The following is a 22,208-nucleotide window of genomic DNA, read 5'->3' as shown; positions in this document are numbered from 1 at the left end:
CGTTGCTTGAATAATAAGGGAGGCGCGGTGGATCAGCTCCACCGCAGCGCTCTCCATAAAAGACATTGATTCCGATTGCCGTATGGACTTATAGGAGTGGAAACGCTTTATGCTCCTTAATATTTTTGAATATTAAACCGGTTTCCGTCAGGATCGAAGAAATGGAACCGCGCAAAGCCGTTTAGATTACCGGAAATGTCGGAAACAGGTACATCGTTGTCCAGCAAAAATTGATGATAGTTTTGAAATACCCACTTATCATGAAGGACGCAGTAGGGAGCAGCCGTCCCGCTAATTGCCCCTGTATATGCATTCGGGGGCAGTGTTTCCAGCCACCATAAGGAGGTTCCCGGATGATGCTCTACCCCGAGGGACATCAGTGCCCAGCCTTGTTCGGGCTGATCCTTGACGACAGACATGCCGACATACTTTTGGTACCATTCCATGGCTGCTTCTACATCTCTTACTCCTATACGAACCCAACCGGGACAAAGCCTAGCTCCATAATCCTGTTCAAGCTCCGGGTACCCGCAAACGGTCAGACGTGTTCCTTCATAAGTCGCCCAAAGCTCGAAATAATAACGTTCCCCCGGACCCCAATAGATGTCTGATACGCGAACCCCATGTTCCTTAAAATAGTGATGAGCCGCCACTATATCCTTCGTATTCCAGCACCAGCGTATATGGGAATCGACTCCGCGCTCAACCAAATCAGGATGCGGCCCGTTTTCGGATAAAACGGACTTTATCCAGGTGCCAAACGCATGCCGGGTCAGCTTTTCCGAGGGGGAGGAAAACGTCTCGCCGCTTTTCCAAAGAAAATGCCGGGCGTACCATTCCGAAGCCGCTTCATGATAGTCCCACAACACATGGATAAAGCCTCCATCATATTTTAAAGAAGGAACAGTGCTAGGCGCTGCAGCTTGTGTTTCTTTTTTTAAGACAACAGGAAACCATATCTCTATTTCGTTGGCTGGCCCATCACTCCCCAAGAGCTCTCCTTTTTGAAAAAAGAATGGAGAAGCCTCCACATAATCGCTATTCGGCAGCCACTGCTTTTGAAAAAAATCTACGGTTTGGCCTGTAGTGCGCAGAGGGCCGTTATGAGAAATAACCGCGTATTGATGAGCATGTACATGTTTACACGACATACCGTCCGGCAGCAGCTCCTGCTCCTCTGATTCAACGCCGGCAAAAAGGGTGAATGCCCGCCCGGGCATATAGTCCTCGGAGAACGTGGAGAAAAGATATAAGGTATTGTTTTTACGGCCGGGAATGTCGCCTAAACGCTTGATGAGAGCGTTTGTCAAATTTGCGTAGTCTCTGCCGCTTGAGTCATTTGTTTCGGTTGTGATGCCTACCAGAAATAAAGCATCGAGAGCTGTCGTTTGAACATTCACAGGACATCGCTCCTACCTTCATTTTATAATTGGAATGCAGCAATCTATATAGATTGCATGTCCGACATCGGACACGGGGAATAGCTCTAGCACAGGCCTGCTATCATCCAGAACAAATCCGCTTGCGGGGAGCCACTCATACAAAAAGAATTCCAGGATGAAAGGATACAGGCTGGCTTGTTTGTCAATTTGAATGACACCATATAATCCGCCAGCAAGCCGCCGGCTGCCTATTGCCTCATCTCCATTAACATCCGCATTTGCAGGAATCGTTACACAAGCATCATACCTTCTGCAACGTCCCTGATCTCCAAGTAAAGGAAAAGGATAAGGAGATGGGATTCCGATGTTCATGGCTTGATAAACGGCATTTGATTTTAACCTGGACAAGCTCAAAACCTTCACAAACGCCTGCCGTATGCTTTCTTGATTCCTTTCTTGATCAAAGTAAAAATCCGATCCTCCGATACACCGATCGTAGATGACATGGTAAGAGGGCAGTTGTTTTACGGTAACCTTTAACGCTCTTTTTGCTTCAACGCGCGTTGTTCCGTCCGGACTAATTCTATTGTAATAGGTTGTATCAAAATATCTTTCGGCAATCTTGCGATCGACTTCACAAATCTTGCGATTGTTATCATAGCTTTGCTCTCTAAACCAGGAAGCGTTTTTTCCAAAGTAACCTTTGAATGAACGGGAAAAATCGCCGATCGAAGAAAAGCCGCAGTCTATGGCTATTTCCGAGAGACTTTGATCATGGAAAAGTATAGTTTTGAGTAGTGCGCGCTCCAAACGAGTTCGTTTGACATAATCGTTGAGCTTTTCGCCTGTAACCGCTTTAAAAAGACGATGAAAATGAAATGGCGAGTAGGCGGCCTGCTCCGCCATCATTTGGAGTGAAAGCTTTTCATTCAGATGCTCTTCTATGTAATCCATGGATTGATAAACTAAAAACCGATGCCTGTCTTGTATTGTAACGGGTTGATTGCCCATTCGTTTTCCTCCGATCTAAGCAAGATGGTTTTAGCAGGCTTTATTTTTCTGTTGTTAGTAGTAGGTGGGGCTTTAGTTGTAGCATTTCCGGCTTTTTTTGTAAAGACAACTGCTTTGAATACTTTAAAGAAGAAACCCACTAAAGCACAAATAAGACGTTATAGAATTAGTGGTATAGTTTATATTGTGTTGGGTGTTATTCTTATTACAATAACTTTTTAGGCGGATTTAAGGGAGTATAAGCAAAAGTTAGCAGCTTGCTCCTTAGTCCATTCCAAAAACAGCCCGCTCCTTCCAAGGAGCAGGCTGTTTTTCATTGATGACAACAAATACGTATGCGCGAATTGTTACTTGCGATCAGGGCTGAGCCGGAGGCGTTTCCTCTTTGCTGCCGCGCGTTTTAATGTATAGCTCATACATTTTGACAGCTACGATTTTGACAATGACATAAACCGGAATGACGAGCAGGAAACCAACAATGCCCGCTATATCGCCGCCAACCAACACGAGAACAATGGTGGTCAACGGATGGATGGACAGCTTTTTGCCAAATACGTAAGGCGCAATTAAATTATCCTGAACCTGCTGCGCGGCGAGGATGATGATAAGCGACCAAATAGCCGTAGCGGGCGATTCGATTAAACCAACGATTACAATCGGTATGCTCGAAAGGATGGCGCCAAAAAACGGGATAAAGTTCATTAATACCGCAATCACCGTTAATAGCAATGCGTAGGGAAGTCCAATAATGAGAAAGCCGATGTACATCAGCACGCCTAACGCCACGTTAACAATGACGCGACCAACGATAAAGTCGCTAAGCGCCTGATCAATGTCATCCAGAACGGATCGTCCATCCTCTCTGTATCGGGCCGGGAAAAGACGGACAAGACTGTTTTTGAACTTGCTGCCTTCTTTTAACATGTAGAAAAGCATAATCGGGAAGGTGAATAGGACGATTGCGAAGTTGGATAAAAATCCAAACATCCCCGTTACAGAATTGCTGACCCATATAAAGCCTTTGTTCAGGTATTCGGTAATTTTCTCTGAAATATTGATATCCTCAGGCACCCACGAAGCTACGAGCTCATTTTGCATCAACTGATCAATGTGTTTATTTGTGGAGCTGATCAAATAAGGCGCGTTATGCGCAAGGTTCTGCAATTGAGTTTTCAAGGCTGGCCAAACGCCGATGAAAAAGAAAACGAGCAGAACAAAGCTGATCGCATATAGCAGCAGAATGGATATAGTGCGGTTTAATTTTTTTCTCTCCAGATAGCTGATCAGGGGCCTCAGTAAATAGTAGAAAAAGCCGGATATGAGAAGCGGCGTAATAATGATACTGAAAAATGATAACAGCGGAGTGAAAATAAATGGAACGAGCGAGCTTAAATAAATGATGCCAAGCGCGAGCAAAATCGCAATACAAACCCGGATAAAGATGTTTAACTTTCTCATGGACTCTCTCCTGTTCTAGCTGCAGATATATGTAGTATATAGTAAACCAATATGGACAATACGCAAAATGCGTCTTGTGGTAGCAGAAATGTATAAGCCGTGTTCAGAAAAGTTTCAAATGTATTCAGTACAATACAGATTTGATTACATATAGCTGGGACTAGGAGGAAGAAAGCAGAATGGATTGGAAAAAGAATAAGCTGATGCTGGTTTTATCAGCTTTGAGCACAGGGTTAAGCATAGTTATTTTTATGTTGGAGCCGTATTTGCCCGCAGGGGGACACGGAAGCATGCATAATTCCGGAGAAGCGTTGAATGCTGCGACGCAGACAGGCCGGTATTGGCTTGCGGCTGCTCCTTTTATTACATTAATGATGGCGGCATGGATTTATCGTCGAAGCAAAAGCCATGGCTGGATGCCATGGCTGAATACGCTAACTCTGACATTATCCAGCATAGCGATGATCAGCGGCGGAGGCGGAGGCGTTGAATATCACTTTTCTATTTTTATGGTGCTGGCTGTTGCCGTTTATTATGAAAAGATTAAACTTACTTTGATGATGACCGTTATTTTTGCCATCCAGCATATTGCTGGTTTTTTTCTGTTTCCGGAATTGGTATTTGGCGTTAAGGATTATCCGTTCCTGATGCTGGTTGTTCATGCGTTGTTTCTGCTGCTTACCTCTAGCGCAACAACCTTTCAGACGTATTCCAAGCAGAAATGGACGAAGCAGCTTGAGTCGGAAAAAAGGAAAAAAGAAGAGATGGTTTCTGTTTTGCTAGAGCAGGTGGAACAGCAATCACAGCATATTCGTTCTGCGACCTCTGTCATCTCCGAAACCTCAAAATCCAACCTTGCGGCAAGCCAGTATATGAGACATACGTTTGAGAATGTGACGGGCGGCTTTGGCAAGCAGAGTCAAGTGCTGGAGCAGGTGGATCAAAACTTGTCTCGTATCAATCAGTCCACTCAGCACGCATTGGAAGCGTCGGAAACGATGAAGCAGGAGGCCTATACGGTTGAAGAGGCAATGGCCGGAAATCGGGGCTTGCTTTCAGCGATGGAGAAGCGCAATATGGATGTATATAATATTGTTAGTGCTTTATTAGGAGCAATAGATAGGCTGCTCGTTGCAACTGAGCAAGCGCAAGACAAGGTTCAAGTGATTCAGAGCATTGCCGATCAGACCAAGCTGCTTGCGTTAAATGCTTCAATAGAGGCAGCGCGAGCCGGGGAATACGGAGCGGGATTTTCCGTGGTAGCCGGGGAGATACGCAAGCTGTCGGAGCAAAGCCGCCAGGCATCGGACGAAATCCAGGGAATCATGTTTGCATTGCGTAAAGAGGGAGCTGCCAATGCGGGTCACGTGAATCAGGGGTATGCGGCTGTTGCTCAATTCTCAAGCGATATTGCTCGTTACAAAGCTGAATTCGAAAAAATGAGCGTACTGACTCAGCATATGATGCAATTTACTCTTTCTATGCACAACATGATGATGGAGATTAGCGGCGAAACTATGGGCACGGTGGATGAGATGCATCATATTTCACGTGTTATTGAAGAAAGCTTCAAAGCAATGGATGGTTTACGGGCCTGGAGTGATCAACAGATGGAGCGGGCCGAGCAGATTGATCAGGAAATTATTAAGCTTGATGCCTTGGGCCGAACGTTAAGACAGCAATTTGAATGAAGGGGATAACGTTTTTTACATTCTATTAGTTTTGCAGATGAGGGAGGCACATCGAGATCGAACACATTCACGGTTCATATGATTCATTATTGGTTGTTTTTTCTTATATCGTAGCTACGCTGGCTTGTTATACGGTGCTTCATCTGGTAGGGAGAATCGCGACATCGGCCGGGCGGTCCCGTTGGTTTTGGCTGTCCTACGGGGCTTTTGCCATGGGGATGGGCATATGGTCGATGCATTTTGTCGGCATGCTTGCGTTTTCCTTTCCGTTCCCCGTCGCGTATGATCTTTTTATAGTCGTTTTGTCAGTCATCGCAGCTATTCTTGCTTCGTTCATTGCCTTGTATATTGTAGGCCGGGACCATGTCACGCTTCGGCAGCTTCTTGTCGCCGGCGTGCTGCTCGCAAGCGGAATTGTCGCCATGCATTATATCGGAATGGCCGCCATGCTTATCGACATTACATATAATCCCCTGTACGTTATTTTGTCTATTATTATTGCTTTAGTAGCCGCAATCGCCGCACTGTGGCTATCCTTTTTCTTCCGCAAGGGCGAACGCGGCGCGGCGGTGAAAAAGCTGGGCAGCGCATTGATTATGGGTGCTGCGATTGCAGGCATGCATTACACGGGCATGGCGGCAGCTCAATTTTATTTAGGCAATAAATCGCAGTCCTCGATGGGCATTTTGCTGGATCAGCAGTGGCTCGGTTATTTGATTTCAACGGGTACTTTATTTACGCTGGCATTTTCGCTGCTTGGCATTTATATTTCCAACAAATTTTCTACTAAAGATTCACAGATTCAAGAGAAAACGGACGAGATTTATCAGATGAATCAGAATTTGCGGGTGCTCAATGAAAATCTGGAGCAGCTGGTGCAGGTACGGACCGCGCAGCTGGAGCAGGCGCGTGACGAAGCGATCAAGGCGAACATGATTAAAAGCCAGTTTTTGGCCAATATGAGTCATGAATTGCGCACGCCTCTCAATGCAATTATAGGCTACAGCGAAATGCTGTCGGAAGAAGCGGAGGAGCTTGGCGAGCAGGTTTTTGTAGAAGATCTGGGTAAAATCAGAAATGCAGGCAAGCATTTATTGGCGCTGATTAACGATATTCTGGACATCTCCAAGGTCGAAGCTGGCAAAATGGAGGTTCATCTGGAGACCTTTGAGCTTTCAGCACTTATTCAGGATGTCATCACAACCGTGAAACCTCTCATCGAAAAAAACGGAAATGTATTGGAGAGCAGTCTTGAGCAAGGCGAAATCACGACGGATGTCACAAAAATACGTCAAATCCTGATTAATCTGCTCAGCAACGCAAGCAAATTTACGCAAAACGGCACCTTGTCTCTTGAGGTGCAACGCGAGCTTCGAAACAATCGGACAGGCTATAGCTTCCGTATTAAAGACACTGGGATCGGGATGACGCCTGAGCAGGTCGGAAAGCTGTTTCAGCCCTTTATGCAAGCAGACTCCTCCACAACACGCAAATATGGCGGAACCGGTCTTGGACTTGCGATAAGCCACAGCTTTTGCGAGCTGCTGGGGGGGACTATCCATGTGGAAAGCGAGCTTGGCGCAGGGAGCTTGTTTACATGCTGGCTTCCGTCCGCAGTAGATGGCGATTCAGGCAATGAAGAGCAAACAGACGAACAGGCCTACACGGCCTATCACAGCGGGGTCAGCATTTTGCTAATCGACGACGAGCCTCTTAATCATCAATTAATGAAGCGTTATCTTGCGGGAGAAGGATGGTCGCTTGCCTTTGCTTCTAGCGGGCAAGAGGGGCTGGAGCTGGCAAGGAACCTTCGTCCGAAAGTGATCTGTCTGGATATTCTTATGCCAAGCATGGACGGCTGGAGCGTGTTATCCGCTATCAAAAGCGATCCCGAGCTGAGGAGCATTCCCGTTGTGATTTGTTCCATGACCGATGACAATCAGCTGGGCTTTAGCCTGGGCGCCTCCGAATTTCTGACAAAGCCGATCAGCCGGGAGCATCTTGTTCAGGTAATGGATAAATACGTGTCTAAGCATAGGGATCATACCATTTTGGTCATCGAGGATGATGCGGCAACAAGCGAGCTGCTTACGCGGTTATTGCAAAAAGAGGGCTATTTCGTAAATCAGGCCTCCAATGGCCTTGTTGCGCTGGATAGCATGGAAAAGGTTGTGCCCAAAATGATCCTGCTTGACCTTATGATGCCGGAAATGGACGGGTTTCAGTTCATTGTTGAGCTTCGCAAGCGGGACGCCTGGAGCGCGATACCGGTAGTTGTTGTGACGGCAAAATCGATTACGGCTGCAGACCGCCTAAAGCTGAATGGATATGTAAAAGGCGTTATTCAAAAAGGCTCGCTTGATCACAAATCGTTATTGGCTGAAATCGGCAGGTTTATTGCTCCGGAGCCTGAAAATGAATAAGCGTCAATGGAATGGAGGAGCAACATGCAGACTATTCTTCTGGTAGAGGATAACGAAATGAATCGCGATATGCTTTCCCGCCGATTGAGCAGGAAGGGCTTTCGGGTTTTGACGGCTGAAGACGGGAAGGAAGGGATTGATCTGGCGCAACAGCAACATCCCGACTTGATTTTAATGGATTTGAGCCTGCCTGTTATGGATGGATGGGAAGCAACGCGACAGCTCAAAAATATGGAGGACACAAAACGCATTCCCATTATTGTCTTGACAGCCCATGCGATGGCAGGCGATGAGAAGGAGGCTTATCGCGCGGGCTGTGACGATTTCGACACCAAGCCGGTTGACCTGGACAGATTGCTTGGGAAGATACATGCGGCATTAACAAAGTAGAGAAGATGCAGGAATGGAGCCTTTATAATGGACATCATGACGGGGAAGATTCTGATTGTAGATGATCAAGAGTATAATGTCAGTCTTCTGGAACGGATATTGGGACGGGCTGGCTTTAAAAATGTACATAGCACGATGGATTCTCTTCAAGTCGAACGATTGCTTGGGGAAGTGGAGCCCGATATTGTTTTGCTGGACCTGCATATGCCGGGGATGGACGGACTTGCAATTTTGAAAATAATTCAAGAGAGATTGGGACCCGACGACTATTTGCCGGTCTTGATGCTGACGGCCGATTTGACCACGGAGGCGAGGCAGCAAGGCTTGCAGGCAGGGGTTAACGACTTTTTGACCAAGCCGTATGATCGGATGGAGGTCATTCTTCGGATATCCAATTTGCTGAAAACCCGCTTCCTGCACCAGCAATTGCTGCACTATAACAATCAGCTTGAGGAAAAGGTCAAGGAGAGGACAAAAAAGCTGGAGCAGGCGCAATTGGAGATGCTCCAGCTTCTAGGCCGCGCGGCTGAATATCGCGACGATATGACTGGAGACCACACGCAGCGGGTAGGGACATTATCAGGGGTGATCGCTGAACGATTAGGGCTCCCCAAAGAAAGGGCCAGCTTGATCCGGCTGGCAGCTCCCTTGCATGATATCGGAAAAATTGGCATTCCCGATGATATTTTGCTTAAGCCCGGGCGATTTGCACCAGAGGAATTTGAACGAATGAAGTCGCATACCACAATTGGTTCCAGCATACTGGACGGCAGCTCCTTCGGCATATTGAAGATGGCCCAGGTCATCGCGATGTCTCATCATGAAAAATGGGATGGCTCCGGTTATCCTCTTGGGCTGCAAGGAGAAGAAATACCGCTTGAAGCAAGGATTGTTGCGCTGGCTGATTTTTACGACGCATTGACCCATGAACGTCCATACAAACGAGCCTGGACACCGGAAGAAGCAATGGTCGAAATAACGAAACAACGAGGCAAGCATTTTGATCCTCGGATTGTGGATGCATTCATCGGGTTATTAGGCGAATCCAATGCCGGTTAGGAGCGAACTAGGCCAAGCGTGTTGAGTAACATCGACAATGCTTTGGATGAATTCTCTATTGATCGCAAAGCTGTTTCAGCCCTTTACGCAGGCGGACGCCTCAACTACTCGCAAATATGGGGGGACCGGCCTTGGTCTTGCCATCAGCCAGCGGTTCATCCAGCTGATGGGCGGCGACATTACCGTAGAAAGCGAAATGCACAAAGGCTCAGTCTTCTCCTGCTGGCTGCCGAATTAGGCCGACTATGGCAAGCTATTTTCACATATCTTCTCTTATTTGATAAAGGTGTGTGAAAAAGAGTGAGGCTAATAAAAAGTGGCAAGGTTGTATTTATTGTAATCAAGGGTTCAACAATAAAAAGATTTCTCCTCTTGGATATGGTTGCAGGGACGGGCATTTATTTTGCGTTGAAGCTCGTCTATTCTAGCTTAATTATTGCTTCGGCAGGAAGCTTTATCGGAACTGCGGCATTGAAAAAAATCGGGAAAGACAGCTGACAGAGGTTTTTGCAGGTCGTGCCCATCATTAAATTCATAGGAAAAGCTGGTGGAGTATGGTAGCATTATAGCAAAATTGCCATACGTTAGGAGTGTTGGAATGAATTTAATGGAATCGCCTGGAACGAAAAACGATCCTGGCGGCATGCCCCGACGGACCATTAGTCAGACTATCGCGCAATATTGGATCCATTACCTCATTATTGTTCCTGTCATCCTGTATCTGTTGTTATTTAAAGGCATGCCTGTTATCTATGGTTTATTGGTGGCTTTTAAAGACTTTGAATTTTTTAAAGGTGTCTTGGACAGCGATTGGATTGGCTTTTCCAACTTTGCGGAGCTGTTTCAACATACTGATTTCGCTGAAGCTATAGCCAACACGGTCCAGCTCAAGCTGAGCTTTCTGGTCTTTTCAGGCGCAGCGGCCTTTTTGGCTGCTCTGGCCGTTAGCGGCATTGCATCGGCTCGCACCAGACATTGGATTTCGGCTATTATGGTATTTCCTTATTTTATTCCTTCAACCATTTTGGCGTATCTGGGGCTGCACTATCTTCAACTGTTTTTGGGACATCCATTGGGAGCTGAGGGAGATGGAGGTCTCCTTTATCCGATCTATTTGTGGCTAGTTCCTATACTGCTTTATACGATAAAATACGGCGGCATAACCCTTATTGTTGCGCTTGGAGCAATAACAGCCAAACGAAACAGCCTAGACAATACCAAGCAGCTTCATGTATCAGCCGGAGGGTATTGGAAGTCAACGGCTGAACCTGCTGCAAGAGCCGTAGCAGCGGCTATTCTGGTTCAAGCGGCCTTTATGCTTACGACAGACCGGGAGCTGCTGGATTCCTTTCTAGACCCGATCGTTATTGGCGGTAAGGAAACCGTTGATTTCTTCATATTCAGGCAAGGCTTTATGATGGTGAACTTCAGTTTGGCTTCGGCTGCCTGGCTTATTCAGCTTTCCGTAAATGCTCTCTTTATGGCCCTGGCCTATTTTCTGATCCGAAATCTCTTTAAGGGAAATTTGTTTCCGCAGGAGGAGCCTTCGCCTTCTGTTTCGCACGCATACAGTGGGACAAAAGGTGTTGCCGGATACGCCATCGGCCTTATAGCGGCGGTATTGGCGCTGTTTTTGCTATATCAGTTATATGTTTATCCTCATCTGGGCGCCGCTCCGTATCCAGCCCGCGTTCCGGATGCGTTATCCCTGTTTGGCATGCTGCAGTACGGCGTTGGTTATTTGATTGTAACCCTGTTTTCAGTTATATCTATAACGTTGATGGCATACCCGCTTACGGTACGCAAATTGCCGGGAGGCATGGTTTATCGGATCTGTTTGCTCCTTGCGGCATGTGTAACAACAACCATAAGCATTCATGATTATTTGATGTATCAGCGTTTAGGCATGGTAAACACCATTTTCCCGGTCTTATTGGCCGGCTTTCAGCCATTCATTTCCGTGTTTGTTTTAAAAGCCATCTTTAACAGTCGCTATGGCCATCTCAAAACGCAGGCAGAGCGCGAGGGCAGAGGAGAGATATCCACTTTTGTTTCGCTATTCATCCCCAAAATGTGGAAAACGATACTTGCTCTCGGCGTGCTTCAGTTTGTGGCGATGTGGGAAGCCTCGATGCCTTCCAGGGTTTATATTTCAGATCCGTCGATGCAATCGCCCCTAATGATGATTTGGAATATGGGCCAGCAATTTTCTCTGTTTGCTGACGGGTATTATCACTTTGTTCTGCTGCTGGCGGGAATTGTTGCTTTACCGCCGATCCTTTTATTTATTATTTTTCGCAAGTGGCTGGTCTCCGAGGTGCTGGTGGGCAGTTTGCTTAAACGGTAAAACTAAGGTATCTAAGGATAAGAAGAGGTCTAAAAGGAAGGGAGGCATTCACGTTGTCGCTAATCCACATACAAACCGTCATGATGGGGAAGGACATTGCGTTTCTGATTACAGGGGGAGACGCTCACATTGGCGCAGCGGCAACTGCTTACTGGAATAACGAGGGCGAAGTCGTAACCGCTCTCCAGCAGCTGCCCGGCCATCGTGAAGGCGAGCTGGCGCAGGAGCTGGCGGCGATGGCCGCCTCCCGGCTAGGCGTTACGGTTACGGTGCTTGCAGGGATTCATGTCGAAAACCCTACCAGAGAGCAAATTGCCGATATCGTCAAGGAAACGCATCTCAAAATGGAGAAAGCCATCCAGGCGGCAGGATCAAATTAAAGCGGACAAATAGGTTTGAGCTTCCAAGACACCCTTTTCCGGGAGGGACCGATTTTGCTGAATATTTATTCGTTGCCCTTGACTTTTCATACAGCCCTGCTTAATTTGAAATGAACAACGGCCGTATACATCATTTTTTCCTTGCCGGGATGAAAGACGGTGTTGTGTTGAACGGCATAAGCATCCAGCAATAACGCCTTGTTGATTTCGATGGCGGCTTGTATTTGTTTCTCCAGCTCTTTGATGCTGTAGGCCTCGAAGCATTCAATCTTGGTATCGATCAAATCAAGCTGAAAGTCCATAGAAGGTTCATCTCCTCATAAAAAGAATATTGTTCTAAAATTTGTCTAAATTACGGTTACTTTTTGTGATAAAAATCATGTAAAATAGATCGGACGAGGAAAACGGTTGCATTAAAAAAGCAGCCTAGAAAAGGAGGTGCGGCAATGGGGGATGTTCCAGGCGCCGTTTGGTTTTGGACAATCGTCATTATTGTCCTGGTTACATGGGTCACTTTGTGGGTGACAAAAAAAGCTTACTCCAAAAAGTGGGATGAGCCCGATGAATAAAGCATCATAACAAAAAACGCCTGTTGCAGAAGCAATTGGCGTTTTTTAGTGATGCCGTCGAGAGGACTTGAACCCCCAACCTACTGATTACAAGTCAGTTGCTCTACCAGTTGAGCTACAACGGCATATTTTTGTATTCCGCGATGTTGTTCATCGCGCTTTCTACATAATGTATTATGCACAGGTTTTAAAAGAATTGCAAGCGTTTTGGCGAAGTTTAAATTTTCAAAAAATGCTGCGATTATCATGGGAAACTATATAAGTTGAACAAAAGAGTTTCAGCGGTGTAGGCCGGCGTGTGAAAAGTTCTTCCGATCGCAGTTGTTCCCAGATTTCCCTGAATGATAGGTTCAAATGGTGAAATCCGGGAACACAAGCGACCGCTTAAAACGTTCTGGAAGAACGTTACTTCGTAAGCATATGCTTTTCTCCAGAACCCCTCACACTCTGGCCTGTCGCTACTTTTCTTTTGTTCAACTTATATAGACAGTAAAAAAGCCGCCATGAGCGGGTTAAACAGCTCTGGCGGCAGCCTGGTATATAGGTATAGATGAGGCAATTATTATGCGGTTTCGCTTTCCAGCTCATGCTGCTCGATCAGCAGCTCGATTTTGCGAATCCGGTTTTTGCCTGTTTCGCGGATAATGAATTTGAGATTTTCATGCTGATAAATTTTGCCGGGCTTGGGATCCTGGAGCTTGCTGTACAGCCAGCCGCCGATTGTATCCACTTCTTCATCCTCGAAGCTGTGTCCCGATATTTCGCCCAGTTCGTCAAGCAGAACCTTGCCGTCCAGCAAATAACAGTTTTCGGCAAGCTGCTCGATTTCCTTTCGCTCGTCGGCATCGAATTCATCCCGAATTTCGCCAACGATTTCCTCCAAAATATCTTCAATCGTGATGAGGCCGGAGGTGCCGCCATATTCGTCAACAAGGATTGCGATATGGACGCGTTCCTGCTGCATCCGCTTTAGCAGCGTTTTGACCGGAGTAACCTCCGATACGCTTAGTACGGGATGAATCAACGCTTTAAAGTCGGTTTCCTTGTTTTCCTCATGTGACAGGAACAGCTGCTTGGTATTGATCATGCCGACAATATTGTCCTTGCTCTCCGAAGCAACCGGAAAACGCGTATATTGCTCCTTGCGAATAATATCCAGATTTTCTTGCAGTGTATTATTGGTATAAAGGCAAATCATATCGGTGCGCGGCACCATGATTTCTTTGGCTAGCAGCTCGTCGAAAGCGAAGATGCGGCTAACATAGCCGTATTCCGTATTATTGATAAGACCGCTTTGGTAGCTTTCATTCAGGATGATCTGGATTTCTTCCTCGGAATGGGCTTCCTCGTGCTCCTTCATGGGCCTTAACCCAAACATGCGAACCAGTCCGTTGGCTGAGCCGTTAAGCACCCAAATAAACGGGAACATCACCTTGTGGAAAAAGATAATCGGCCGGGCTGTCATAAAGGTAATGAATTCCGCCTTTTGAATAGCCCATGATTTAGGGGCCAGCTCGCCAACCACGACGTGCAGAAACGTAATAAATATAAAAGCGATTGCAATGGCTAATGCATGGCTGAGAGCGTCTCCCAGCTGAATATCTGTAAATAAAGGTAAAAGAATTTTTTCTACTGTCGGCTCTCCCAAAAAGCCAAGGCCAAGCGCGGTAATTGTAATGCCGAGCTGGCATGCCGACAAATAGGCATCCAGATTGCCCGTAACCTTCTGAACGGCTAACGCGTTCTTCCGGCCCTCCTGTACCAACTGATCAATTCGACTCGAGCGCACCTTGACGATCGCAAACTCTGTCGCAACAAAAAATGCAGTTAATAAAATAAGAAGGGCAATCATGAGTAAATTAATTCCTATACCAATATCCATGTCGGCGTCTCACTACCTTTTTTCATTTGAATTTTTTTTGCTTATGAATAACTATAGCTAAAGATTACAGCTTATGACAACTGCCAAAAGAAACAATATGAGCGTTTTTGGTCCGAATTGGGTCAAATTTGGGGGAAAGAGCAAGGTTCTCCCTGTTTCTCTCTGCTTTACATATGAAATTTACAAGCTTAAGATGAGTTCATAAGAACTTGTTCATGGAATGGATGTTTGATGGAGGGGGGAGCAGATGCATGGAGGGCTTTAGAATGACCAGAAGCGAGCTGGCAGAAGTGCTAGTTTCCTTAAAATGCGGCGAGAAGCAAAAAACGGCGGATATATTGCGGCAGGCCTGGAAACTCTCCATGACGAGCGCCGTGGAACGGAGCGGAGGGGGCCTTCCCGAGCCGCTCCCCTCCATTGTTGAAAAGCTAATGAGAAGCGGCGATCGAAAGGGATTATCGCTTCATGAAATTGCGGAGCTTGGACAGCTGGCGGAATATGCTTGTCCCGCAGCTACATCGCTGCAAAATTGGGTAAAACGCGATTTCAAGGATTATTTTGAATCCCCGCAGGCCGGAAAAAAATATTCGCTTGACCAGGCTGCTCTTTTGCTCATAATTGACGACTTGAAAACAAACCTTGATTTTGAATCGCTCCGGCGTTTGTTTTCGATTGTTTTTATGTCGGATGAAGGGCTGGAGGGCTGCTCCGTATACGGCAGCCGGCTGTCGCCGCTTGATATTTATGCCGCCTATGCCGATATTTATGAAGAGCTGAAAAACGATCTGGCCTCTGACCGGCGAACGGCCAGACGGCTGGAAAATGAGATACGCCGGCGCGCCGAAGCGGCTGTGCCTGCTTTGTCTCAATGTAATGAACGCGTTCGTCAAGCCATTAAAAATTTGCTTCTTCTTGCGGTTATTTCCGTGCAATCGGCCTTTTTTCAGGCGATGGCGCGCCGTTATTGCCAGGAGACCTTATATTTGGGCAGGAAATAACGCTCTGTAAGGAGCCCTACCCCTTGAGTCATTGAACAGCCTTTTGCGAAGGAGTCTGGCTATGCTGTTTGTATTGTTTGTTTTATGGGCAATCGCTGCTATTATATGGATATCGGAGCCGCGTTCTCCGGTCAATCGCTGGTTAGGGGCTTTTTCCTTTAGCGGAGGAGCGGGCGCGCTTGCGGCTGTGCTGGATATGCATTGGCTGCCCCAGGCCGTAAAGGCGGGCGCAAGTCCGGGCATGCAAGCTCTGTTGTATGAGATGCAGGCTGTATCCTCGCTTTTTTCCTATTATGGCATCCCATATTTTTTATTGATGTTTGCAGTATCGTATAGCGAGCTTCCTATACCAAAAAAAATCAGACTTGCGCTGCCGGCGCTTCTGCTGCTGCCCATCATCCTCTGTCTGCTTTTTACGCCCTATTATAATACGATGTATCCCATATCGTATAAAATTGTTGTCTGGTGGGCTGTGCCGTATATTTTGGCAAGCACGGCGCTTGTTTTATCCAAACGGGTGCCGCCTTCGCTCTATGCGCGGACGCACTGGATTCTTTGCTTTGCGGTTTTGCCGCCTGCTTTGTTTGTCATGTTCATGAACTATATTCTCCCCACCATGGGCATGCTGCGAATGTGGGTATATAATACATGGATTGTAGGTTTGTCGTCTGCTGTGTTTGTTATTGGACTATTTACATACGGGTTTATGGGCATGCGCATCCTGATTGATCGCCGGCGCTATGATTCCACGCTCAGAGCGGTAACGTCGGGAACGGCGATGTTGAATCACGCCATCAAAAACGATGTAGGCAAGCTGAGGCTTTTTGGAGAAAAAATGAAGCGGCACGCCCTTGCAACCTCACAGGAGGAATTGCTGAAGGATGTTGAAGCCGTGCTTGCGGCGTCTCGCCACATGGAGGAAATGATCAGACGGGTTCATCGCAAAACGGAGGATTTGGAACTGAAGCCGGAAACCTGCGATTTGACCGTTTTGCTTGCCGAAACGATGGAGCAGCTTAAGCCCGCTGCGCGTTCCGCCAGCGTGGAGTCCAGCCTTGAGGAGGGCTGGATGTGTGTTGTAGACAAGGATCAGCTTGCCGAGGCCTTCAGCAATCTGGTGCTAAATGCATTTGAAGCGATGGAGGGGCGCGAAGGCGCCAGGCTGCGTATTACCCTGGAGTCGACCAAGCGCGAGCTTCTGATTCAAGTGGCGGACAATGGGCCGGGCTTAAGCCGGAAACAGCGGATGAACGTATTCGAGCCCTTTTATACAACCAAACGCCGCGGCGGCAACTTCGGGCTTGGGTTGTCCTATTCCTATCATGTTGCCCGGAAGCATAAAGGCTCGCTATATTTGCGCAGCCGTCCCGGAGAAGGAGCGATCTTCACTATTTCGCTTCCCAAGCGGGCGATTCAGGCGTTTCGTCAATAATTGAAAGCATAGGTTTCAAAAAAACCGTTTTACGTTACATTTATATTAACTAGGAGGAGTGACCTGCATTGAATGGCGATATGATGATAAGGGTTGGGCTTCTGGAGGATGATCCCGACTGGCGGCGCGGTCTTGTTGATTTTTTAGGCTCCTTGCCCGATATTCAATTAATATGGTCAGCCAAAGATGGGGAAGAGCTGAGGCAGGCGCTTGGCAAAATGGACGGCGACGCATCGGCAGGTGTGGACGTGATGCTGATGGACATTATGATCGACGGCAAGCCCGAAGGCGTCAAACTGGCGGAGGAGACGGCGATTTCGACCGGCGCCCGCATCATTATGTTAACCTCCATGGAGGAAAAAGAGCTGATTCTGAAATCGTTCCAGGCCGGCGCGATTGATTACCAGCTCAAATCAAGCTTTGAAAACCTGCCGGACGCCATACGCGCCGCTTATGCCAAGCAATCGCCCATAAGTCCTGCGGCGGCAGAGCAGCTGCGCGAGGAATTCAGAAGGCTGAAGGGAATCGAGCGTGAATTTGAAGCCAGAAAGGTTGGCGATCTTATTACGCCATCCGAGCTTCAATTGTTAAGTCTAATTGATGAAGGCTATTCCCAGCCGCAAATCGCAGACAAGCTGTTTATTACGCTGCGTACCGTTAAAAACCACGTAGGAAACATCCTGCGGAAGCTTGGCGCGCAAGGCTCCAAGGAGGCCGCCGGCAAAGCGCGGGAGCTTGGCCTGCTGGATGGGGCAAAGGACAAAGAAAGGGACAAGGAATAGTACCATGAATAGTTGGTACTATTTTTTTATGCAAATAAAGGTAAGATAAGTTTAAGGCCTGGTACTAAAACGTAAGCATCTCTTAAACGCGGAAGGATGTGGGACGGCATGTTTGAAGCTTTTTCCGGGGCGCATTATGCTGCTTTGGCAGCAGCGGCTCTGGTTTTGCTAGGCATTGCTGCAGGCCGCAGGGCGCTCAGAAGCCCAAGGGCAGACAAAGCGTTTCGCAAGGGCTTAGCGGCAATTTTGCTGCTTTGCGAGGTTTCCTTGCAGCTATCCTACGTTTTTGAAGGAAGCTGGTGGGCAGGCTCGCTACCGTTCCAGCTGTGCAGCCTCACCCTGCTGCTGTCCGCATTATTGCTTTTGACCGGGTGGAAATCCCTGCTTCCTGTCATTGTTTTTCTGGGAACGCTGGGAGCGCTGCAGGCTTTGCTGACGCCGAATCTGGATGAGACGTTTCCTCAGTTCCGTTATTTTCAATTTTTTATCGCTCATATCGGGATTATGGCAACGGCTGTATATGCAGTTGCAGTTCGGCAATATCGTCCCACCCTGCGTTCAACGGCCGAGGCTTGGATCTGGCTGCACATTCTTGCCGTTCCTGCCGCTATTGTGAACGGACTTACCGGAACGACCAACTTTATGTTTTTGGCGCGTAAGCCGTCAACCGCTTCTTTGCTGGATGTCTTGGCGCCTTGGCCCTGGTATTTGCTTCAATTGGAGCTTGTTGCTATTGCCATGTTCCTGCTCCTGTATGGAGGCTTGAAATGGCTGGATAAAAAGACGAGGAGGAGATCACAATGAGAGAGCTTTTAAGAAAGCATTGGGCATCGCTGCTGGGGGCCCTGTTCGTTGTTGCTGCTTTTATCACTTTGTTTCAATATTCAGTTGAAAAAGGCTGGATCACCAACGTTATGAAAATCGGCTTTGGTCTGGCGGGGGGCATTGGTTTTGCAATTGTTGGAGCCAAGCTTGCCCAAAAGCCAAAAGGGGTTATGATTGGTGAAATTTTGCTCGGCATCGGCGCTTGTATTCTGTACGCCACCTTTTCCTTTGCGGGAATTTATTACGACATGTGGTCGCCGCTGCTGGTGCTGCTGGGTATGACGGCTATTACGGCGGGAATTACCTATTATGCCTACAAGTTTCAATCCCGCATGCTGATGAACATTGCCTTGTTGGGCGGTTTGCTGGCTCCGCTGCTGCTTCGCCCGGATAGGGATGCTGTGTTTGCATTATTCCTATATCTGCTAGTATTGAATGTGGCTTTTCTTTATCTCAGTATTGTGAAGGGCTGGCTTGAGCTTCGGATCGTAGGCTTCCTGGGGAGCTGGGTGCTCTATTTCGTTTACTTTATTCACTATTTTCCTGCGACCACCGGAATTTGGAACATGCCGATGCGATACGCCGTTGCCGTTTATCTGTTCTATACAGTGGGCCTGCTTCTTTCTTCCTGGAAGAGCAAGTCCAGCTTCGAGGGCACCGATTTATATTTGAATGCCTTTAACGGAGTATTGTTTGGCGTATGGGCGTTGTTCATCTGGGGAAGCACACTCAGCTATGGCTATGTTATTTTGGGCATGGGCTTGCTCTATACGTTTTCGGGTCTGGTGATTTCAAGGCTCAGCGGAAAAATGTCGGTACCCGCAATCAGCTTTACGATAACCGGAGTTGTGCTCATTTTGATGTCGCTGAATACGCTGAACGAAAGCGTTTTGGTCAGGGTACTGATCTGGACACTGTATGTTGCGCTGCTGACGGCTATCGGACGGATCTGGCGCTGGTATCCCGCAACAATCATAGCCGCTATCATTTGGCTATATCTTGGTGTTTACTGGTATTCGGTCACCTGGTGGACGCCGCGCGGCGAATGGTTTGGCGTATATATTCCATTTCTGAATTGGGGCGCGATCGCCTGGATGGCGCTTGCCGCTTTAGGCTTCTATTATGCAAAAACCTTCAAGGTGCCAGGCCTGTCCGACAGCGGAGTACGTATTTTGTCACGATTGTTTGCGCTGTTCTCCCACTTGATCGTGGGAGGTTTGATGGCCCGTCAAGTCCAGAATGTTTTTACTGAATATTTAACCGACCTGCCAAAGGTGTATATGGCTTTGACGCTTTCTATCGTATGGGGCGTATACGCTTTGATTCTGGTATTATGGGGAGCCTACTATCGCGAGGGGCTGTTCAAATGGTTTGGCTCCGCCGTGCTGGTCATCGTTGCAATCAAAGCTATTTTTATGGATCTGAGCGATCAGGATGCATTGTTTAAAGTCATCGCGCTGCTGATTCTGGGCGCCATCTCGTTTGCCGTTACATGGATTAACGGCAAATGGCAAGGAAATCCTCCGCTAAACCCCGGCCCGGGATCGCCGGCTGCTCCAGGCGGCCCCGGCTGGAATTCCGGAAATGCCGGAGGGATGTCAAATGCGGGAAGGATGCCAAACGGCGGCGGAATGCCAAATGCGGGAGGAATGCCGAACAGCGGCGTGAATCCATATGGCGCGGCACATCCGCATAACATGCCAGTGAATCCTCATGCTGCGCCAGCGAACTGGACATCGCATCAGCCTAATCATCAAGGCTTCCCGCCAGCAGGCCAGCCTATGCAGGGCCAACCTAAGCACCAAGGCTATGCGCCTGGCAATCAAGGAAGGCAACCGAACCAGCAAGGCTATGCGTCTGGCAATCAGGGTGTGCATCCGAACCAGCAAGGCTACGCGCCTGGCAATCAGGGAAGGCATCCGAACCACCAAGGCTACGCGCCTGGCAATCAGGGAGCGCATCCGAACCAGCAAGGCTACGCGCCTGGCAATCAGGGCGTACAACCGAACCGCCAAGGCTATGCGCCTGGCAATCAAGTTGTGCATCCGAACCAGCAAGGCTACGCGCCTGGCAATCAGAGTGTGCAACCGAACCGCCAAGGCTATACGCCTGGTAACCAGGGCGGGCAAATAAACCAAGGTGCAGTACAAAGAAATGCAAATAACACCTCTACTCCTGCTTCCTATCCTGGAGGCCAAGATATCGAAATGGACTACAAGAAGGGGTCCCGCGAGAAGAATAGCTATAGGAACGATGGGGGAAGTCCAGATGAGGGTGACCAAAAGTAAGCGGGTTAAGATGAATCTAGGGAATGCCAACAATAGAAATTAGTATTTGACCGTCAGGGGCTGTCCAAAAAGTCTGTTACGGTGAATAATGATTCATTATTCGTTCCGCTTGCCTTTTCAGACAGCCCCTGCACTTCTAGCGTTTATCTGCAGCCTGTGCCTAAATACGCGTCGTCCAGCCATATACGTCCCGGATCAAGCCGCGCTGAATGCCCGTCATTGTATCGTAAAGCTTCTGCGACAGATCTCCGACCTGACGACCGTTGATCGGTATAAACCGGTCCTTCCAGCGAATGCCGCCGATCGGAGAAATGACAGCCGCCGTCCCCGTGCCAAACGCTTCCTCCAGCGTCCCGGCTTCGGCAGCCTCCAGCACTTCATCCAGCGAAATGGGGCGGGCTATGCACGGTACATCCCAGTCATCCAGCAGCTCCATCACTGCGCCCCGGGTCACGCCTTCCAGAATAGACCCCGTCAGCGAAGGCGTATAGACGTGTCCGGCGATCCGGAAAAATACGTTCATGCTGCCAACCTCCTCAATATATTTGCGCTCCAACGCGTCCAGCCACAGCACCTGTGAGCATCCGGCTGCGCGCGCCTCCACTTGCGCTCTCAGTGCACCGGCGTAATTGGCCGCTGTCTTCGCTGATCCTGTACCTCCGCGCACCGCCCTCACATCCTGCGCTTCCGCCAAAATATCGACCGGCTGGAGCCCTTCTTGAAAATAAGCGCCCACTGGCGACAGCACAATCGTGAACAAATAGCGCGAGGACGGACGCACGCCAAACGCAGCTTCCGTTGCAATGACAAAGGGGCGTATGTATAGCGAAGTGCCCTCTTGCCGAGGAATCCAGTCCTGATCAACATGAACGAGCGTCCGTACCGCGTTCAGCAGTTGACCTGGCTCAAGAGGCGGCATACTTAACCTCTCCAGCGAACGGTTTAGCCGTTCCGCATTGCGCTCCGGCAGAAAAAGCTGCGCCTCGCCGTCGGTTGTCCGATACGCCTTCATCCCTTCAAATACGGCTTGCCCATAGTGAAATACCATTGAAGCTGGGTCAAGCATCAAAGGCGCATAAGGAACAATACGCGGATCATGCCAGCCTTGTCCATCCGTATAATCCATCAGAAACATATGATCGCTAAAATATTGGCCGAAGCCAAGCTGCATATCTGTCAGTGCAGGCTTGGCTTTTGGATTGCCGGTCCGTTCCATTTTTATAGGCTGCTGCATCGTCAGGCTCCACCTTTCATACGGACATCCGTATGGATTTATTTATCTACTTTAAGG

The 22,208-nt window shown here is 48.2% G+C and carries 20 protein-coding genes and 1 tRNA gene; 14 read left to right on the top strand and 7 right to left on the bottom strand.

Annotated elements, in window-relative coordinates; all coding sequences use genetic code 11:
* Positions 1-116: 116 nt before the first annotated feature.
* Together A7K91_RS15630 and A7K91_RS15625 are read right to left on the bottom strand one after the other, a co-directional pair.
* Complete coding sequence (locus A7K91_RS15630) at positions 117-1,400, bottom strand: effector binding domain-containing protein (RefSeq protein WP_068684302.1); 1,284 nt, start codon at positions 1,398-1,400, stop codon at positions 117-119.
* 18 nt (positions 1,401-1,418) lie between these two features.
* Positions 1,419-2,393, bottom strand: a complete 975-nt coding sequence (locus A7K91_RS15625) for a helix-turn-helix domain-containing protein (protein WP_068684299.1) — start codon at positions 2,391-2,393, stop codon at positions 1,419-1,421.
* On the opposite strand from A7K91_RS15625, the gene A7K91_RS27490 reads away from it, so the two are divergent.
* Positions 2,358-2,615 (top strand): DUF6199 family natural product biosynthesis protein, encoded by a 258-nt coding sequence (locus tag A7K91_RS27490; RefSeq protein WP_483823616.1) that lies wholly within the window; start codon positions 2,358-2,360, stop codon positions 2,613-2,615. The two genes, A7K91_RS15625 and A7K91_RS27490, sit on opposite strands and share 36 nt — an antisense overlap.
* 135 nt (positions 2,616-2,750) lie before the next feature.
* On the opposite strand, the gene A7K91_RS15620 is transcribed toward A7K91_RS27490, so the two are convergent.
* Positions 2,751-3,851 carry an AI-2E family transporter gene (locus A7K91_RS15620; protein WP_068684297.1) on the bottom strand — a complete coding sequence of 367 codons (1,101 nt, stop codon included), beginning with the start codon at positions 3,849-3,851 and terminating at the stop codon, positions 2,751-2,753.
* A 179-nt stretch (positions 3,852-4,030) separates the two neighbouring features.
* Here A7K91_RS15620 and A7K91_RS15615 point away from each other — a divergent pair, with 179 nt between their 5' ends.
* From A7K91_RS15615 to lpdD, 7 genes are all read left to right on the top strand, one after another.
* A complete protein-coding gene (locus A7K91_RS15615; RefSeq protein ID WP_068684295.1) occupies positions 4,031-5,542 on the top strand; it encodes a methyl-accepting chemotaxis protein in 1,512 nt (503 codons plus the stop codon).
* Positions 5,543-5,754: 212 nt separating this feature from the next.
* The gene (locus A7K91_RS15610) at positions 5,755-7,965 is read left to right on the top strand and encodes a hybrid sensor histidine kinase/response regulator (protein WP_156739584.1); all 2,211 of its coding nucleotides are present in this window, start codon (positions 5,755-5,757) and stop codon (positions 7,963-7,965) included.
* A 24-nt stretch (positions 7,966-7,989) separates the two neighbouring features.
* Positions 7,990-8,355: a response regulator gene (locus tag A7K91_RS15605; protein ID WP_068684291.1), complete on the top strand. Its 366-nt coding sequence runs from the start codon at positions 7,990-7,992 to the stop codon at positions 8,353-8,355.
* Positions 8,356-8,382: 27 nt separating this feature from the next.
* Positions 8,383-9,414 (top strand): HD-GYP domain-containing protein, encoded by a 1,032-nt coding sequence (locus A7K91_RS15600; protein WP_082967483.1) that lies wholly within the window; start codon positions 8,383-8,385, stop codon positions 9,412-9,414.
* A 58-nt stretch (positions 9,415-9,472) separates the two neighbouring features.
* A complete protein-coding gene (locus A7K91_RS15595; RefSeq protein WP_245697539.1) occupies positions 9,473-9,652 on the top strand; it encodes an ATP-binding protein in 180 nt (59 codons plus the stop codon).
* 360 nt (positions 9,653-10,012) lie between these two features.
* Positions 10,013-11,761: a hypothetical protein gene (locus A7K91_RS15585; RefSeq protein WP_068684285.1), complete on the top strand. Its 1,749-nt coding sequence runs from the start codon at positions 10,013-10,015 to the stop codon at positions 11,759-11,761.
* A 53-nt stretch (positions 11,762-11,814) separates the two neighbouring features.
* Positions 11,815-12,141 carry a prenylated flavin chaperone LpdD gene (gene lpdD / locus A7K91_RS15580; RefSeq protein WP_211274534.1) on the top strand — a complete coding sequence of 109 codons (327 nt, stop codon included), beginning with the start codon at positions 11,815-11,817 and terminating at the stop codon, positions 12,139-12,141.
* Between the two features lie 86 nt (positions 12,142-12,227).
* Here lpdD and A7K91_RS15575 read toward each other — a convergent pair whose 3' ends face one another.
* Positions 12,228-12,443, bottom strand: coding sequence for a DUF2536 family protein (locus A7K91_RS15575; protein WP_068684283.1), 216 nt, complete (start codon positions 12,441-12,443; stop codon positions 12,228-12,230).
* 144 nt (positions 12,444-12,587) lie between these two features.
* Between A7K91_RS15575 and A7K91_RS27285 the strand changes: the two genes are divergently transcribed.
* Positions 12,588-12,710 (top strand): hypothetical protein, encoded by a 123-nt coding sequence (locus tag A7K91_RS27285; RefSeq protein WP_281198635.1) that lies wholly within the window; start codon positions 12,588-12,590, stop codon positions 12,708-12,710.
* A gap of 52 nt (positions 12,711-12,762) precedes the next feature.
* Here A7K91_RS27285 and A7K91_RS15570 read toward each other — a convergent pair.
* Positions 12,763-12,835 (bottom strand) — tRNA-Thr (locus A7K91_RS15570).
* A gap of 437 nt (positions 12,836-13,272) precedes the next feature.
* The gene (locus A7K91_RS15565; protein WP_068684281.1) at positions 13,273-14,592 is read right to left on the bottom strand and encodes a hemolysin family protein; all 1,320 of its coding nucleotides are present in this window, start codon (positions 14,590-14,592) and stop codon (positions 13,273-13,275) included.
* A 266-nt stretch (positions 14,593-14,858) separates the two neighbouring features.
* Here A7K91_RS15565 and A7K91_RS15560 point away from each other — a divergent pair, with 266 nt between their 5' ends.
* From A7K91_RS15560 to A7K91_RS15540, 5 genes are all read left to right on the top strand, one after another.
* A complete protein-coding gene (locus tag A7K91_RS15560; RefSeq protein ID WP_169833419.1) occupies positions 14,859-15,590 on the top strand; it encodes a DUF1836 domain-containing protein in 732 nt (243 codons plus the stop codon).
* Between the two features lie 61 nt (positions 15,591-15,651).
* Positions 15,652-17,022: a sensor histidine kinase gene (locus A7K91_RS15555; RefSeq protein WP_068684278.1), complete on the top strand. Its 1,371-nt coding sequence runs from the start codon at positions 15,652-15,654 to the stop codon at positions 17,020-17,022.
* A 68-nt stretch (positions 17,023-17,090) separates the two neighbouring features.
* Positions 17,091-17,804, top strand: a complete 714-nt coding sequence (locus A7K91_RS15550) for a response regulator transcription factor (protein WP_245697537.1) — start codon at positions 17,091-17,093, stop codon at positions 17,802-17,804.
* 108 nt (positions 17,805-17,912) lie between these two features.
* Positions 17,913-18,608, top strand: a complete 696-nt coding sequence (locus A7K91_RS15545) for a YwaF family protein (protein WP_169833418.1) — start codon at positions 17,913-17,915, stop codon at positions 18,606-18,608.
* The gene (locus tag A7K91_RS15540; protein WP_068684274.1) at positions 18,605-20,917 is read left to right on the top strand and encodes a DUF2339 domain-containing protein; all 2,313 of its coding nucleotides are present in this window, start codon (positions 18,605-18,607) and stop codon (positions 20,915-20,917) included. The genes A7K91_RS15545 and A7K91_RS15540 overlap by 4 nt, the downstream gene beginning before the upstream one ends.
* 160 nt (positions 20,918-21,077) lie before the next feature.
* Here the strand turns inward: A7K91_RS15540 and A7K91_RS15535 are convergent, their stop codons facing one another.
* On the bottom strand, positions 21,078-22,151 hold the full coding sequence (locus A7K91_RS15535; RefSeq protein WP_068684272.1) for a branched-chain amino acid aminotransferase: 1,074 nt from the start codon (positions 22,149-22,151) through the stop codon (positions 21,078-21,080).
* Positions 22,152-22,208: the final 57 nt, after the last annotated feature.

Source organism: Paenibacillus oryzae, from assembly GCF_001675045.1.
Lineage (GTDB): Bacteria > Bacillota > Bacilli > Paenibacillales > Paenibacillaceae > Pristimantibacillus > Pristimantibacillus oryzae.
Note: the sequence above shows the minus strand (reverse complement) of the source record. Positions and strands in the feature narration are given on the sequence as shown.